Origin of the sequence: Geothrix fermentans DSM 14018 (assembly GCF_000428885.1) — a bacterium.
Lineage (GTDB): Bacteria > Acidobacteriota > Holophagae > Holophagales > Holophagaceae > Geothrix > Geothrix fermentans.
The window spans coordinates 28,325-43,693 of record NZ_AUAU01000016.1; the positions used below are offsets into that span (position 1 = coordinate 28,325).

Sequence of the window (15,369 nt, forward strand, 5' to 3'; positions counted from 1 at the left end):
GGTCGCCCCGCGCCCCCCAGTGTAAGCCGAGGCCTTCAGACCACACGCCCCGTTCGATGCGCTAAAGAAGAAGCCCGGCTTAGCCGGGCTTCTTCGCGGGGGCCCGGGGGTATGCGCGCAGCGCGAAACCCCCGGACAGCATCACACCCAGGTGATCTTCGCGGCCCAATCCACCAGCCAGGGCCCGAAGGCCGTGGCCACCAGGACCAGGGCGCAGGCCAGGCTCACGATGAAGACCGAGGAGGCGCCCATGGGGGCGGCCTCGCCTTCGGGCTCGCGGAAGTACATCTGGGCGACGACGCCCAGGTAGTAGTAGGCGCCCACGACGCTGGTCAGCAGCGCGATGGTCGTGAGGGTGACGAAGCCCTGCTCGATGGCCAGCTTGAAGAGGAAGAACTTGCCGAAGAAGCCCGCCAGGGGCGGGATGCCGGCCAAGCTCAGCAGGAAGATCATCATCGCGAACGCCAGCACGGGGTGCTTGCGGCCCAGGCCCCGGAAGTCCTCGATGCGCTCGCCCTCGCCCTTGCCCTGGAGGTAGATCACCACGGCGAAGGCGCCCGTGTTCATCACGAGGTAGATGAGCATGTAGAGCCAGACGACCTGCGCCCCGGCCTTGGGATCGCCGGACAGGACGCCCAGCAGCATGTAGCCCACATGGGCGATGCTGGAATAGGCCAGCAGGCGCTTCATGCTCTCCTGCCGAACGGCGGTGACATTGCCCAGGATCATGCTGGCGCCGGCGATGTAGCTGAGGGGCATGACCCAGTCGCCGGACACGCCATGGAGCCCCGCGCCGAACACCCGCAGGAAGGCGGCCAGGGCGGCGGCCTTGGGGGCCGTGGCCATGAACAGGGTGATGGGCGTGGGGGCGCCTTCGTAGGCGTCCGGCGACCACATGTGGAAGGGGACGGCCGCGACCTTGAAGGCCATGCCCATCAGCACCATCAGCACGCCGGAGAACACCAGGAGGTTGCTGGTGGTGGGCGTGAGGGCCAGGGCCTGGTTGAGATCCGCCAGGTTAGTGGTGGCCCCGCCGCTGGCGCCATAGAGCAGGCTGATGCCGTAGACGAGGATGCCGCTGGAGAAGGCCCCCAGAAGGAAATACTTCACGCCCGCTTCCACGCTGGTGGCGCGGTCCCGCAGGTAGGCCACCAGGATGTAGATGCAGATGGCCATCAGCTCGAGGCTGAAGTAGACGGAGATCAGGTCCGAGGCGCCGCAGAGGAAGAGCATGCCCGCCAGGGAGAACAGGATCAGGGCGTAGTACTCCACGGTCTGCTGCTTGAGGCTGTTGAGCAGCTTGACGCTGAGGGACACGGTGACCGCGGCGCCCAGCACGCAGAGCATCTGGAAGCCCCGGGTGAGGCCGTCCATGCGGAACATGCGGGAGAAGCCCTCGCCGTCGGGCGTGCGGCCGATCAACATGGCGGTGATGGCGAGCACCACCAGGGTGATGGGCGCCCAGCGGTGCTTCTCCGTGCGGTTGAAGAAGAGGTCGCCGGGCCACAGCATGAGCGTGGCCACGACCATCAGGAAGAGTTGGGGCGTGATGAGATGCGTGTCCCTAAGGAGCGCATCCAGGAGCCCCTGCGCGAAGCCGCTCATCAGTGGCCTCCGCCGTGGCCATGAGTTTCGGGGGCAGGAGTTTCGTGGACGGGCGCCTCGTGGCCGGCAGGAGCGGCTTCATGGCCCGCCGGGGCGGATTCCTCGTGATGGGCCGGGGCGGCCATGCCCTGCATGCCGACCTTGGCGGCGGCGGCCTGCTGGGCGGCGAGGGCCTGGGCGGCGTGGAAGCCGGGGGTGATCTGCTCGACGAGCTTCTTCACCGGCGCGTCCATCACGTCCATTACCGGCTTGGGATACATGCCGATCCAGAAGGCGACCACCACCAGGGGCGCGAAGTAGAGCACCTCGCGGAGGTTGAGGTCGGCCATCTTCTCGTTGACGGGGGTGATGGATCCGAACATCACGCGCTGGTACATCCACAGCAGGTAGGCGGCGCCGAGGATGATGCCCAGGGTGGCGACGACCGCGGCCCAGGGGAAGGCCTGGAAGGCGCCCATGAGGACCACGCCCTCGCCGATGAACCCGTTCAGCAGGGGCAGGCCCAGGCTGCTCATGGTCATGATCATGAAGATGGTGGCGTAGATGGGCATGTTCTTCGACAGGCCGCCGAAGTCCGCGATCATGCGGGTGTGCCGGCGCTCGTAGACGACGCCCACCGCGAGGAAGAGCCCGCTGGTGCTGATGCCGTGGTTGATCATCTGGAGCATGCCGCCCTTGATGCCGTAGGGGTTCAGGGCGAAGAGGCCCAGCATGCAGATGCCGAGGTGGCTCACGGAAGAGTAGGCCACCAGCTTCTTCATGTCCTTCTGGATCATGGCCACCAGCGCGCCGTAGATGATGCCGATGAGGGACAGGATGAGAAAGGGCTTCAGCAGCATCTTGGTGGCGTCGGGCAGGATGGGCAGCAGGAACCGGACGAAGCCGTAGGTGCCCATCTTCAGGAGGATGGCCGCCAGGATGACGGAGCCGGCCGTGGGCGCCTGCACGTGGGCGTCCGGCAGCCAGGTGTGGAAGGGGAACATCGGGACCTTGATGGCGAAGCCGATGAAGAAGGCCAGCGCCAGGAGGATCTGGTAGGTCTTGCTCTGCTGGGCGATGATCGGCGCCATGGCCTGGAAGCTGGCCAGAGAGAAGTCATAGGCGCCCGTGGCCTGGTGCTGCAGGAAGTAGATGGCCAGGATCGCCACCAGCATCAGCACGCCGCCCGCCAGGGTGTAGAGGAAGAGCTTGATGGCGGCGTAGAGCTTCTGCGGGCCGCCCCAGATGGCGATGAGGAAGTACATCGGCACCAGCATCACTTCCCAGAACAGGTAGAAGAGGAACATGTCCTGGGTGATGAACACGCCCAGCATGGCCGTCTGGAGGACCAGCATCCAGATGTAGTACTCCTTGTGGCGCTCGGTGATGGAGCTGAAGGAGCAGGCGATGGCGATGGGGCCGATGAAGGTGGTCAGCAGCCAGAGCAGGAGGCTGATGCCGTCCATGCCGACGCTGAACTTCACGCCGATGGCGGGGATCCAGTTCCAGGCGTGGGCCCACTGGACGGCGTCGCTGGTCCGGTCATAGGCGAACCAGAAGATGGCGCTCAACAGGAAGCTGGCGATCATCACCAGGAGGGAGCCGATCTCGAAGACCCGGCGCTGGTCCTTGGGCACGAGAAGCAGGACCAGCGCCCCCAGAAGGGGCAGAAAGGTCGCCACCAGCATCAGTGTCGTGTTTGCGGTGAACATGGGGACTCCGACCAATGAGGGCTAGACGAGGAATTTCCAGAAGGCGATGACGAGGAAGCCGAGGATCATCACGAACGCGTAGTGCTGGACACGGCCGCTCTGGACACCGCGGAAGACCTGGCTGGTCTCCTGCACGATGTACTCGACGAGGTCCACAGTGCCGTCCACCAGGTACTCGTCGATCCAGTGCGACAGCCGGGCCCACAGGAGCGTGACGCGGGCCGCGCCATTCACCATGCCATCCACCACCCATGTGTCGAAGCTCCAGAGCTGGGCGGAGAAGCGCTTGATGGGCTCGATGAGGGCCGCCTCGTAGAACTCGTCCACGTAGTACTTGGCGTTCACCCAGCGGTAGAGGTTCGGGAAGCGGGCCACGAAGGCCTTGGCCCGGCTCCAGCTGGGATCCACCTTGTAGATCCACCAGGCCAGGCCCATGGCCGCGGGGGCCCACACCAGGGTGGCCCAGGCCATGAGGCCGTACTCGATGGCGGGCGGGACGTGCTCGCCATGGTGGACGGGCGCGGTCTGGTAGAGCAGCGGCTCGATCCACTTGCTGAAGAGCTCGGCGGGCACGATGGGCAGGATGCGGTGGAGGCTCTCGGGGTAGTTCAGGAAGCCGCCCACCACCGCCAGCCCCGCCAGGATGGCGACGGGCAGCCACATGCGCCAGGAGACCTCATGGGGATGGTGCCCGGCCACGAAGTCGTGGTCCTCCGGATTGTCCGTGTGGTGGTTGTGCGCCTGGTCCAGCTCGTGGGCATGGTCCTCGTGGACCGCGGCGTGAGCGTGGGCGCCATGGGCGTCGTGGGCGTCGTGGCCTCCATGTCCGTGCGCGGCGTGGTCGTCGTGGCCATGGGCCTCGGACTGGACCGTCAGGTTGTAGGGATCATCCCCGGCACCCCGGTAGTTGCCATAGAACGTCATGGCAATGAGGCGCGTCATGTAGAAGGCGGTGCAGAAGGCGCCGAGCATGCCAAGGATCCAGGCCACCAGGTTCAGGGTGGGGCCCGTGTAGTGGCCGTGCTGGTACCAGCCCTCGAACACCTTCCAGAGGATCTCGTCCTTGGAGAAGAAGCCCGAGAAGGGGAAGATGCCGGCGATGGCGAAGGTGGCCAGGATCATGCTCATGGCCGTGATGGGCATGAGCTTCTTGAGGCCGCCCATGTTCCGCATGTCCTGCTCATGGTGGCAGGCGGCGATGACGGCGCCGGATCCGAGGAAGAGGCTGGCCTTGAAGAAGGCGTGGGTGAAGACGTGGAACATGCCGGCGCTGAAGGCCCCGGCCCCCATGCCCATGAACATGAAGCCCAGCTGGGACACGGTGGAGTAGGCCAGCACCTTCTTGATGTCGTACTGGGCCAGGCCCATGGTGGCGGCCACGAAGGCCGTCAGGGAACCGAAGGCCAACACCACCGCGAGGGCCACGGGGGCATTCACGTAGATGAAGTTCAGCCGCGTGATCATGTAGAGGCCGCTGGTCACCATGGTGGCGGCGTGGATCAGCGCGCTGACAGGCGTCGGGCCCGCCATGGCGTCTGGCAGCCACACATAGAGGGGGATCTGCGCGGACTTGCCCATGGCGCCCACGAAGAGGCAGCAGCCGATGACGTTGAACCACCAGGTGGGGCTGGCCGTGTGGCCGTAGAGCGTGATGGCCGGCAGGGTCGCGATCCCGCGGACCGAGCCCATCAGGGTGTCGTAGTCGAGGGTCCCGAAGACCTGGAAGATCAGGAAGAACCCGAGCATGAAACCGAAGTCGCCGATGCGGTTGGTGACGAAGGCCTTCTTGCCCGCGACGGCGGCGAATTCCTTCTCGAAGTAGAAGCCGATGAGCAGGTAGGAGCAGAGGCCCACTCCCTCCCAGCCCAGGAACATCATCAGGATGTTGGCGCCCAGCACCAAGTTCAGCATGCTGAACACGAAGAGGTTCAGGTAGGCCATGAAGCGGTAGTAGCGGCCGTCGTTCCGTTCCTCGGCCATGTAGCCGGTGCTGAACAGGTGGATCAGGAAGCCGGCGCCCGAGACCAGCAGGGCCATGCAGCCACTGAGCACGTCGAACTTATAGGCCCAGGCGACCTTGTAGGTCGTGAGGCCGCCGAGCACGCGGGCCCCGCCGACGTCGAACCAGGTCCAGAGGGTCTGGTGGAGGGAGCGTCCGTCCGCAGGCAGGCCGGCGAGCTGGATGAAGTGCCAGAGGGTGAGGAGGAAGGCCACGCCCACGCTGCCGAGGGCGAAGAAGTCCACGACCTTCGTGTTCCGGAGCTTCCGGCCGGAGAGGCCGTTGATGAGGAAGCCGAAGAAGGGGAGGAAGGGAATCAGCCAGAGGTAGCTGCTCGGATGGGAGGCGGCGGTCATTGCGTGTTCCATGGTCGTCGTCATCCCTTCAGCAGGTTGATGTCGTCCACCTGGACGGTGTCACGCTTGCGGTAGAGGGCGACCACGAGCGCGAGGCCCACGGCGACCTCGGCGGCGGCGAAGCCCATCACCAGCAGGGCGAAGGCCTGGCCGGCGACCGAGCCGTTGTGGCGGGCGAAGGCGATGAAGTTCAGGTTGGCGGCGTTGAGCATGAGCTCCACGCACATGAGGATGATCAGGGCGTTGCGGCGGATGAGGACCCCCGCAATGCCGATGGAAAACAGGAGGAAGGAGATGAGGAGGACCGCGTTCAGGCTGACCATCACACCCGCTCCGTCTTTGCCAGCACCACGGCGCCCACCAGGGCCACCAGCAGGATCACGCTGAGGATCTCGAAGGGCAGGAGGTAGTCCGCGAAGAGGCCGCGGCTCACCGCCTGGGCGTTCTGATGCGCCACGTCGAGGCCCTTGGCCAGGTCCGGTCGGAGCACCAGGGCTTCCGGCGAGGCGGCCCCGAAGATCGTCTTGCGGAACACCGCGAGGAAAGCCGCGGCGCCGACGGCGACGGTGAGGACCGCGTAGCGCGACTGGAGCTGGAAGACCTCCCCCTCTCGCTTCTTGCTCATCTCCACGAGCATGACCACGAAGAGGAAGAGCACCACGATGCCCCCCGCGTAGACCAGGATCTGGGCCATGCCCAGGAACTCGGCCTCCAGCGAGAGGAAGCACCCGGCGATGCTGAGCATCGCGAACAGGAAGCCCAGCACGCTGTGCACGGCGCTCCGGGAGGCGATCATGAGCACGGCGCCGGCGAGGGCCATGACGCCGAAGATGGCGAACATGTTCCGGCCGATCGTTTGGATGAGATGTTCCATGGGACGTCCTCTGGGTATGCGCGAAGGGATGGGATCAGTCCTCGGCCACGCTGTACTTGCCCACCGGGGAGAGCTCGAACATGTTCTGGGCGGTGCCTTTCGTGCCCAGGGAGAAGTCCTCACGGTTGTAGGCGGCCAGCTCGAACTGGTGGTTGAGGATGATGGAATCGAACCCGCAGCTCTCCACGCAGAACTCGCAGAAGATGCAGCGCTCCATCTCGAAGTCGTAGCGGACGGGGAAGGGCATCTTGCGGCCTTCCATCTTGCCCTTCTCGATGGTGATCACCTGGGTGGGGCAGATCTTCTCGCAGGCCAGGCAGCAGACGCACTTGATCTCGCCCTGCTCGTCCTTGAGCAGCGTGAGGCGCCCGCGGTAGCGGGGCTGGACCTTGGCCGGGACTTCCGGGTACTCGCCCACGATGTGGAAGGGCACCTTGCGCCGGTTGGCGGTGAAGAAGACCTGGCCGAAGTGCTTGCCCGTGACGGACAGGCCCTTGGCGATGTCGGTGGGGATCAGGGTCCTCAGGAACTTGTTCATGGTCGGCCCCTTAGACAGCGAAGCAGCGGATGGCGGCCGCCAGCAGGAGGTTGACCAGCGCCAGCGGGATCAGGTACTTCCAGCCCACGGCCATGATCTGGTCGTACCGGTAGCGGGGGATGGTGCCGCGGACCCAGATGTAGGTGAAGAGCAGGAAGATGATCTTGGCCACGAAGAAGATGGCGTGAGGCTCGCCGAACCAGGACAGGAAGCCGGGCAGGTAGGGGTTCAGCAGGCCCTGGAGGCCGAAGGGCAGCAGCCAGGGGCCGCCCAGGAAGAAGGCGGAGGCCAGGGCCGACACGACGGTCATGTTGATGTACTCGGCCAGGTAGAAGAGGCCGAACTTCATGCCGGAGTACTCGGTGTGGAACCCCGCCACCAGCTCGTTCTCAGCCTCGGGCATGTCGAAGGGGAGGCGGTTGGTCTCGGCGAAGCCGCAGGTGAGATAGAGCAGGAAGCCGATGACCTGGGGCACCAGGGCCCAGATCGGCATGCCCACCGCCATGCGGGTGGCCATCTCGGTGAAGTTGAGGCTGGCGGCCAGGACCACCGGGGCCAGGAGGCTGAGGGCCAGGGGCACCTCGTAGCTCACCATCTGGGCCGCGCTGCGCAGGCCACCCAGGAGGGGGTACTTGGAGTTCGAGGACCAGCCGGCCAGGACGATGCCGTAGACGCCCACGGTCGCCACACCCAGGATCCAGAGCAGGCCCACGTTGATGTCGGCGATGCCGCCGGAGACGGGCAAGCCGCCCACGAGGGGGAACCAGGTGGGGAAGGTGAAGAAGGTGCCGGGCACGAAGGAGATGGCCGCGAACACCACCACCGCGGCCACCATGCTGATGGACGGCGCGAGGAAGAAGACGAACCGGTCCGCCTTATCGGGGATGATGTCCTCCTTGATGATCAGCTTCACCACGTCGGCCAGCAGGCCGGGGATGCCGCGCCAGTAGGAGAGGACGGGCACCTTGCCCATCTTCCACATGCCGCGGTTCAGGAAGCCGGAGAGGCCGGTGTGCCCGCTGGCGATGCGCGTGGAGCCCAGGCGCATCTGGAGGTGGCCGAGCACCTTGCGCTCGGCGAACACGGTGAGGGGGACGACGACGAAGACGAAGATCACCACCAGCAGGCACTGGATGAGGGTGATCACGATGGATTGGGTGAGGGTCGGGGTCGGCATGTCTTGGGATCCTCGTCGGCTAGCGGTCGATCTCGCCGAGCACGATGTCCAGGGAGCCGATGGCCGCGACGACGTCGGCGATCAGCCCACCCTCGGCCATCTTGGGCAGGGACTGGAGGTTGATGAACCCGGGGGCCCGCACATGGAACCGGTAGGGATTCAGCGAGCCCTTCTCGCCCACGAGGTAGTAGCCGATCTCGCCCTTGGGCGACTCGGTGGCGTGGTAGACCTCGTTGACCTCGGACCGCAGGATCTTGGGGAGCTTGGCCATGACGGGGCCTTCCGGCATGCCGTCCATGCACTGCTGGATGATGCGGGCGCTCTGCCGCATCTCCGCCATGCGGACCTCGTACCGGGCGTAGGTGTCGGCCTCGGTGCGGGTGGGCACCTCGAAGTCCATCTCGGCGTAGGCCGCGTAGGGGAAGGCCTTGCGGATGTCGTAGGCCACGCCGGCGGCACGCAGCATGGGGCCCGTGACGCCCAGGGCGATGGCGTCCTCGGCGCTGAGCTTGGCCACGCCGATGGTGCGCTTCTTCCAGATGCGGTTCTCGGTGAGCAGGGCCTCGTACTCGTCGAGGCAGTCGGAGAACTTGGCCAGGAACTTCCGCACCATCTTCTCGAAGCCCGGAGGCAGGTCCTCGCGCAGGCCGCCGATGCGGAAGGCGGTGGTGGTCAGGCGCGAGCCGCAGAAGGCCTCGTTGATGTCCAGCACGTCCTCGCGCTCACGGAAGGCGTAGAGGAACACCGTCAGCGCGCCGATGTCCATGGCGTGGGTGCCCAGCCAGATGAGGTGCGAGGCGATGCGGTTGAACTCGTTCAGCAGGGTGCGGATGTACTGCGCGCGGCGCGGCACGGTGATGCCGAGCAGCTTCTCGTTGGCCTCCGCCCAGCCCAGGTTGTTGGCCACGGCGGAGCAGTAGTCCATGCGGTCCGTCCAGACCTGGCCCTGGAAGAAGGACTGGTTCTCGCAGATCTTCTCCACGCCGCGGTGGAGGTAGCCGATCATGGGCCGGCAGTGGGTGACGGTCTCGCCGTCCAGCCGGAGCTTCACCCGGAGCACCCCATGCGTGGACGGGTGCTGCGGGCCCAGGTTGATTTCCATTTCCTCGTTCTTGAACATGGATCACTCCGCCTTGGGCTGCTTCAAGTTGATGCCCAGCTGGCCGGCCTTCTGGAGCGCGATCCGCTCGAGCATGCCGCCGCGGTCCTCGCGGAAGGAGATGTCGCGCTGGCCCCAGCCCACGGTCGGGTAGTCCTTCCTCAGCGGGTAGCCCTCCCAGTCCTCGGGGCAGAGGATGCGGGTCATGTCCGGATGGTTCTGGAAGCGGATCCCGAGCATGTCGTAGATCTCGCGCTCCATCCAGTTGGCGCTGGGGTAGAGCGAGCAGGCGCTCTCGGGCGCGAAGCCCTCGGGCACCAGGATGCGGAGCCGGAGCCGCTTGCGGCGGCTGATGCTCGTCAGGTGATAGACCACGCTGCAGGCGAAATCCTTGGCCGCCGGGTAGTGGGTGCCGGACTGGTCGGCCAGCATCTCGTATTTCAGGGCGGCCTCGTCGCGGCAGAACGCCAGCGCCTCGTGGATGGCCTCCTTCTTCACCTGGCAGACCAGCTCGCCGGCCTGCTCGAAGACCTCCTCGACCTTGTCGCCCAGGAGGGCCTGGAGCTTCAGGAGATCAGGGTCGGTGGCCTCCTGGGGCACAGGCGGCTTCATGTCCGTGTCGTCCTTGCGGGGGACAGGCCGGACCGGCGGCTTGGGGGCGTCCTTCCCTTCGGCTTCGGCCTTGGCCTTGGCGGTCTCGTAGTCGGCCAGGGTCTTCTGCCACTTGGCCTCATCGGCCTCGGCGGCGGCCTTCTGCTCGGCCACGTAGGTGCGGTGGCTCGGCAGGGGCACCGTCTTCGGCATGGTGATCTGCCGGTTCGGGGCGGCCTTGTAGTCGTAGACGTAGGGGCCGGCCGGCGCTTCCGGGGTTTCCGGAGTCTGGGGGGCGTTCGGTTCCGACATCAGCCGACCTCCTCGAAGATGTCCTTGTACCGGTCGGCCAGGCTGCTGGTCATGATCTTGTCCTGCAGCTTGAGGAAGCCGTAGATGAACGCCTCGGGCCGGGGCGGGCAGCCGGGGATGTAGACGTCCACGGGGATGACCTTGTCCACGCCCTGGATGGTGTGGTACGAGTCGAAGGGCCCGCCGGCGGTGGCGCAGGAGCCCATGGCCATCACCCACTTGGGCTCGGGCATCTGGTCGTAGAGGGTCTTGATGATCGGGGCCATCTTGTAGGTCACCGTGCCGGCGATGATCATCAGGTCCGCCTGCCGCGGGCTGGCGCGGAAGATGCCGGCGCCGAAGCGGTCGAAGTCGAAGCGGCTGGCGCCGGCGGCCATCATCTCGATGGCGCAGCAGGCCAGGCCGAAGGTCACGGGCCACACGCTGGAGGCCCGGGACCAGTTCATGACCTTCTCGACCTTGGTGGTGATCAGGATGTGCTCAAGGGCGGAGGGTTGGTTCATTCCCATGTCAGGGCTCCCTTGGACCAGATGTAGCCGTAGCCGAACAGCAGCAGGAACAGGAACAGGCCCAGTTCGATGAATCCGAAGATGGCCAGTTCCTTCATCTGGATGGCCCAGGGCATCAGAAAGACTGTTTCCACGTCGAACACGAGGAACATCACTGCCACCAGATAGTAACGAACGGAGAATTTCTCCCGCGCCTCGCTGGTCGTGACGATGCCGCATTCGTAGGTGGAGTATTTCGCCGCGCTGGGCCAGCTCGGGCGCAGGAGCCGCGACAAGTTCAGGATGATGATCGGCAGGGCCACTGCTACCAGGATCAGCAGCAGGATGGACGCGTACCCGCGCATGGAGCCTCCAGGACCAGTCATTGTGCGGCGCAGGTACGGCGCAGGTCAACGATCGAAGCCCACCGATGCATCGTTTGTGACCCATGCCCCAATCCGGCCCTCCGGGCCGGGGTGCCTTCCAGTAGGATGTTTCCATGACTTTTCCCAATTCCCCGGACCCCGCGGACGCCGTCGAGACCGGCGATCCGGCCCTGACTGACTTCCGGCCGGCCCGGGAGCTGTATCCCACCCTGGACCTGACCCGGGAACTGGTGGAATTCGCGCTTTTCCAGGCCATCCCCCTCGACCTGATGCTCAAGCACCACTTCGTGCCGGTGCAGGAGCGGGAGGGCGTCCTGTGGCTGGCCATGGCCGATCCCCTGGACATTCCCACCCAGGACCTCCTGCGGCAGCAGCTCAAGCGGCCCCTCCGGTTCGCCGGCGCCCCCCTGGCCCAGATCCAGGAAGTGCTGAAAAAATCGGAGAGCGGGCAGAAGGTCATGGACGAGGCCGGCGAGGCGCTCAAGATCCAGGTGCTCCACGAGGAGGATCTCGACGACGAGGTGCTCGACCTGGAGCGCCTGACCGACAAGGACGAGGCGCCCATCGTCCGCCTGGTGGACACCACCATCTTCAACGCCCTGCAGCGTCGCGCCTCCGACATCCACCTGGAGACCACGGCCACGGGCTTCCAGATCAAGTACCGCATCGACGGCAGCCTCTACCCGGCGGCCGAGCCCATCGACCGGCGCTTCGCCTCGCCCATCATCAGCCGCATCAAGGTCATGTCCGAGCTGGACATCGCCGAGAAGCGCAAACCCCAGGATGGCCGTTTCAAGCTCAAGGTGCGCGGCCGGGCCATCGATTTCCGCGTGAGCATCATGCCCACCATCCACGGCGAGGACGCGGTGATCCGCATCCTCGACAAGGAGAACCTCACCGAGGAGTTCCAGGCCCTGAGCCTGGAGATCCTGGGCTTCTCCGACCACGAGCTGAAGCGCCTGCGCCGCTTCTCCCGCGAACCCTACGGCATGTTCCTGGTGACGGGCCCCACGGGCTCCGGCAAGACCACCACCCTCTACGCCGTGCTGAGCGAGATCAAGGCCCCCGAGGACAAGATCATCACCATCGAAGACCCCGTCGAGTACCAGCTCGAGGGCGTCACCCAGATCCCCGTGAACGAGAAGAAGGGCCTCACCTTCGCGCTGGGCCTGCGGTCCATCCTCCGCCACGATCCCGACAAGATCCTCGTGGGCGAGATCCGCGACCCCGAGACGGCCCAGATCGCCATCCAGTCCGCCCTCACGGGCCACCTGGTCTTCACCACCGTCCACGCCAACAACGTGCTGGACGTGATCGGCCGCTTCCAGCACATGGGCGTCGAGGTCTACAACTTCGTCTCGTCCCTGAACTGCATCCTGGCCCAGCGGCTCATCCGGGTGCTCTGCCCCAAGTGCAAGCGGTCCGCCCACCCGCCCTCCCCCCAGGAGCTGGAGGAGAACGGCGTGGACGAGGCCTGGCTGCGCAGTGCCACCCTCTTCGACCGCGTGGGCTGCGTGGACTGCCACGGCACGGGCTTCCGCGGCCGGCAGGCCATCATCGAGTTCATGGGCCTCAACGACGAGATCCGCGAGCTGCTCATTCAGCGGGCACCCACCCGCGAGGTGAAGGCCGCCGCCCGCCGCGGGGGCATGCAGTTCCTCCGCGAGAGCGCCATCGAGAAGGTGCGACTGGGCATCACCACCTTCGCCGAGATCAACAAGGTGACCTTCCGCGACGGAGCCTGATCACCCCTGCTCAGCGTGCATCTGGCGGGGCCTTGGTGCGCTTCACAAGTTCGCGCAGCTCCGCCAGGGCCGGCTCGAGCGACCTCGGGAATTCCCCTCGGGCCTTCGCCGCCTCCGCTTCCGCCAGGAAGGTGGCGGCGTAAGCCCGAGCCGCCGAGACAGCCCGGGCATACCGTGGATCGCCATGGAGCTTCTGCATGTCGGGATCCACGAGCAGCCAGTCCAGGTAGGGCGGAAAACCCGAGTTCGTGCACTGGTCCAGCAGCCAGAGAGCCTCCTCACGCAGGCCTAGGCGGACCAGCAGGGGAGCATAGAATACGGTGCGGTTCACCCAATCCATGGCTCCCATATCCGCCAGGCGCCATTTCCCGTGGGCCTCCCGCGCCAGCCGCCTCCCGCCCTCCAAGTCCCCATCCATCAGGAACCGCATGAGCCGAGAGACCGTCTCCCATGTGACTTCCGTGTAGGCCTTCCGGGCCTCACCATAACGGCCCGCGTGGAACAAGGAGAAATACAGGATCCAGGTATGGAACCCCGGCTGGTTCTCCGCCCGTGCGGCCCGCTCCGCCATCGCGACCCCTTCAGCGGTGTGCCCCTGCATCGTCAGGCACATGGCTGCCCACGAGTAGCCCAGCGGGTTCAGCGGATTCAGCTCCACGCTCCTCAGACCGGCAGCTTTCTGGAACCCGGCCGTGGGGGCCACGGCCCCCAGCGTGATGTAGCCCCGGGCCTCGGTCGGCGCATGGTGCGTGGCCTTGATGGCGAACACCGTCACGGCCACGGGATCGACCTTGGGCCGGTTGACCTCGATGCGGCTCCGGACTGCCCAGGCGCGCCCGCAGCGGGGATCCAGAGTCAACGCCCGCGCCACCCACTGCTCTGCCTCCACGCCGGCCCGGGCATCCCTCGTGATGAAGTGCTGGGAGTCGAAGAGCCCGGCGATCTCGGCGACCAGGCGCGCATTGGTGGGGTCCAGCGAATGGGCGCGCCGGAAGGCCGCCAGCGCCTGGTCGAAGTCCCGTGGGTCCTTGCTGTTGGCGTAGCGCTGCTGGAAGAACACGCCCTCCCGGAGGCCGAGTTCCACCTCCACTTTCGACGGGTCACCCCCGAGCCCACGCGAATCCTGAGGGGCGCTGCTCAGTTTCAGGAAGCCGATGAGCGAATCCGCCGCCTGTTCCAGAAGCTGCTGGTAGGTTCCGCGCGATCCTTCGAACCGGCCCGCCCACTTGACCTTCAAGGTGGCCGTCTCGACCAGCTGGACCGTCAGGATGAGTCTCTCCCCCTGGGTGGTCACGGAGGTCACCACCAGGTTCTCCACCCCATAGGCCTCTGCGATCCTCCCCAGGTCCCCATGCACCTTCTCGACCTGGTAGCTGGAGGGCGGCACCTTCGTGTCCACCCCCTCCACGCCCGCCAGCAGGGCCGAGAGCGTGTGGGGAATGGCGTCCGCGAGGAAAGCCGATTCGGCGGGCCCCACCACCTTGGTGGGCAGGGCCACCAGGTTCGGGTTCCGGGGTAGCTTCTGGGGCCCCGGTTTCCAAGCGGCCCAGCCCAAGGCCACGGCCACCCCCGCCAAAGCGGTCCCCATCAGGACCGGCCCTGCGCGGCGCCTCCATCCCAGCGGGGGGGGATCCACCGGTTGGCCCTCCACGGAAGTGGCCTGCCGGCGCAGGGAGGCCAGCTGCCGCGCCAGCTCCTTCGTCGAGCCATACCGCTTCCCCGGGGATTTCTCCAGGCATCGTGCCACCACGGACGCCAGCGCGCCGGGCGGCACCAGGGGGGCCGGGTCCCCATGCACAATCGCGGCGAGCGTCTCGGTGACCGAAGGCCCCCCGAAGGGCTGGCGCCCGCTCAACATCTCGTACAGCACCACTCCCAGGCTGAACTGGTCCGTGCGGAAGTCCACCGGACGGCCGCAGGCCTGCTCGGGGCTCATGTAGGACGCCGTGCCCAGCACCATGCCTGCCATGGTTTCCTCGCTCGAGCCCTTCCTTCCCACCGCTCCCTGCTTCGCCAGGCCGAAGTCCAGGATCTTCACGACCCGGTCCCGCGTGAGGAACAGGTTCTCCGGCTTCAGATCCCGGTGGACGATCCCCCGCTCGTGGGCCGCGGCGAGGCCTGCCGCGATCTGCTCGGCCAGATCCACCACCCGCTCCGCAGGAAGGGCCCCCTGCCCCATCAGGGTCCGGAAGGTCTGCCCTTCCAGGAGCTCCATCACCAGGAAGGGGGAGCCCTCATGGGTTCCGAGATCGTGGACCGTGAGAAGGTTCGGGTGGCTCAGCGCACCCACCGCACGCGCCTCCTGCTCGAAGCGCTTCAGCCGCTCCCGGTCCTCGGCGAACCCTTCGGGCAGCACCTTGATGGCCACTTCGCGGCCGAGTTTGGGATCCTCCGCCCAGTACACCTCTCCCATGCCTCCCTTCCCCAGCAAGGTGAGGATCCGGTAGGGACCGAGGTTCGTTCCAGGCGCGAGGCTCATGGAGCACGACCGTAGGTAGAGTCTCAGCA

13 protein-coding genes are annotated in these 15,369 nt (G+C 66.3%); 1 reads left to right on the top strand and 12 read right to left on the bottom strand.

Annotation, left to right across the window (positions count from 1 at the left end):
- Positions 1-141 precede the first annotated feature (141 nt).
- The 11 genes from G398_RS0106675 to G398_RS0106725 are packed head-to-tail and all read right to left on the bottom strand — an operon-like array spanning position 142 to position 11,128.
- Positions 142-1,605, bottom strand: a complete 1,464-nt coding sequence (locus G398_RS0106675) for an NADH-quinone oxidoreductase subunit N (protein WP_043484054.1) — start codon at positions 1,603-1,605, stop codon at positions 142-144.
- Positions 1,605-3,296, bottom strand: coding sequence for a complex I subunit 4 family protein (locus G398_RS16810; protein WP_052571615.1), 1,692 nt, complete (start codon positions 3,294-3,296; stop codon positions 1,605-1,607). The genes G398_RS0106675 and G398_RS16810 overlap by 1 nt, the downstream gene beginning before the upstream one ends.
- 21 nt (positions 3,297-3,317) lie before the next feature.
- Entirely contained in the window at positions 3,318-5,651 is a 2,334-nt protein-coding gene (gene nuoL / locus G398_RS0106685; RefSeq protein WP_026853021.1) for an NADH-quinone oxidoreductase subunit L, read from the bottom strand.
- 20 nt (positions 5,652-5,671) lie between these two features.
- Positions 5,672-5,974 carry an NADH-quinone oxidoreductase subunit NuoK gene (gene nuoK / locus G398_RS0106690; RefSeq protein ID WP_026853022.1) on the bottom strand — a complete coding sequence of 101 codons (303 nt, stop codon included), beginning with the start codon at positions 5,972-5,974 and terminating at the stop codon, positions 5,672-5,674.
- A complete protein-coding gene (locus G398_RS0106695) occupies positions 5,974-6,525 on the bottom strand; it encodes an NADH-quinone oxidoreductase subunit J family protein (protein WP_026853023.1) in 552 nt (183 codons plus the stop codon). Before G398_RS0106695 ends, nuoK begins: the two co-directional genes overlap by 1 nt.
- 34 nt (positions 6,526-6,559) lie before the next feature.
- Complete coding sequence (locus G398_RS19445) at positions 6,560-7,063, bottom strand: NuoI/complex I 23 kDa subunit family protein (protein ID WP_052571617.1); 504 nt, start codon at positions 7,061-7,063, stop codon at positions 6,560-6,562.
- Positions 7,064-7,073: 10 nt separating this feature from the next.
- Complete coding sequence (locus G398_RS0106705; RefSeq protein WP_026853024.1) at positions 7,074-8,240, bottom strand: complex I subunit 1/NuoH family protein; 1,167 nt, start codon at positions 8,238-8,240, stop codon at positions 7,074-7,076.
- A 19-nt stretch (positions 8,241-8,259) separates the two neighbouring features.
- Entirely contained in the window at positions 8,260-9,360 is a 1,101-nt protein-coding gene (locus tag G398_RS0106710) for an NADH-quinone oxidoreductase subunit D (RefSeq protein WP_026853025.1), read from the bottom strand.
- Between the two features lie 3 nt (positions 9,361-9,363).
- Positions 9,364-10,242, bottom strand: a complete 879-nt coding sequence (locus G398_RS19450) for an NADH-quinone oxidoreductase subunit C (RefSeq protein ID WP_052571619.1) — start codon at positions 10,240-10,242, stop codon at positions 9,364-9,366.
- Positions 10,242-10,751: an NADH-quinone oxidoreductase subunit B gene (locus tag G398_RS0106720; protein WP_026853026.1), complete on the bottom strand. Its 510-nt coding sequence runs from the start codon at positions 10,749-10,751 to the stop codon at positions 10,242-10,244. Before G398_RS0106720 ends, G398_RS19450 begins: the two co-directional genes overlap by 1 nt.
- On the bottom strand, positions 10,742-11,128 hold the full coding sequence (locus tag G398_RS0106725; RefSeq protein ID WP_483788286.1) for an NADH-quinone oxidoreductase subunit A: 387 nt from the start codon (positions 11,126-11,128) through the stop codon (positions 10,742-10,744). The genes G398_RS0106720 and G398_RS0106725 overlap by 10 nt, the downstream gene beginning before the upstream one ends.
- A gap of 101 nt (positions 11,129-11,229) precedes the next feature.
- On the opposite strand from G398_RS0106725, the gene G398_RS16825 reads away from it, so the two are divergent.
- Positions 11,230-12,861, top strand: coding sequence for a GspE/PulE family protein (locus tag G398_RS16825; protein ID WP_052571620.1), 1,632 nt, complete (start codon positions 11,230-11,232; stop codon positions 12,859-12,861).
- Between the two features lie 10 nt (positions 12,862-12,871).
- Here the strand turns inward: G398_RS16825 and G398_RS19455 are convergent, their stop codons facing one another.
- Positions 12,872-15,340: a protein kinase domain-containing protein gene (locus G398_RS19455; RefSeq protein ID WP_052571623.1), complete on the bottom strand. Its 2,469-nt coding sequence runs from the start codon at positions 15,338-15,340 to the stop codon at positions 12,872-12,874.
- Positions 15,341-15,369: the final 29 nt, after the last annotated feature.

Excerpts from the sequence above, each read along its gene's own strand:
- G398_RS0106675 (WP_043484054.1), bottom strand. The coding sequence starts at position 1,605 with ATGAGCGGCTTCGCGCAGGGGCTCCTGGATGCGCTCCTTAGGGACACG.
- G398_RS16810 (WP_052571615.1), bottom strand. The coding sequence starts at position 3,296 with ATGTTCACCGCAAACACGACACTGATGCTGGTGGCGACCTTTCTGCCC.
- nuoL (WP_026853021.1), bottom strand. The coding sequence starts at position 5,651 with ATGACCGCCGCCTCCCATCCGAGCAGCTACCTCTGGCTGATTCCCTTC.
- nuoK (WP_026853022.1), bottom strand. The coding sequence starts at position 5,974 with ATGGTCAGCCTGAACGCGGTCCTCCTCATCTCCTTCCTCCTGTTTTCC.
- G398_RS0106695 (WP_026853023.1), bottom strand. The coding sequence starts at position 6,525 with ATGGAACATCTCATCCAAACGATCGGCCGGAACATGTTCGCCATCTTC.
- G398_RS19445 (WP_052571617.1), bottom strand. The coding sequence starts at position 7,063 with ATGAACAAGTTCCTGAGGACCCTGATCCCCACCGACATCGCCAAGGGC.
- G398_RS0106705 (WP_026853024.1), bottom strand. The coding sequence starts at position 8,240 with ATGCCGACCCCGACCCTCACCCAATCCATCGTGATCACCCTCATCCAG.
- G398_RS0106710 (WP_026853025.1), bottom strand. The coding sequence starts at position 9,360 with ATGTTCAAGAACGAGGAAATGGAAATCAACCTGGGCCCGCAGCACCCG.
- G398_RS19450 (WP_052571619.1), bottom strand. The coding sequence starts at position 10,242 with ATGTCGGAACCGAACGCCCCCCAGACTCCGGAAACCCCGGAAGCGCCG.
- G398_RS0106720 (WP_026853026.1), bottom strand. The coding sequence starts at position 10,751 with ATGGGAATGAACCAACCCTCCGCCCTTGAGCACATCCTGATCACCACC.
- G398_RS16825 (WP_052571620.1), top strand. The coding sequence starts at position 11,230 with ATGACTTTTCCCAATTCCCCGGACCCCGCGGACGCCGTCGAGACCGGC.
- G398_RS19455 (WP_052571623.1), bottom strand. The coding sequence starts at position 15,340 with ATGAGCCTCGCGCCTGGAACGAACCTCGGTCCCTACCGGATCCTCACC.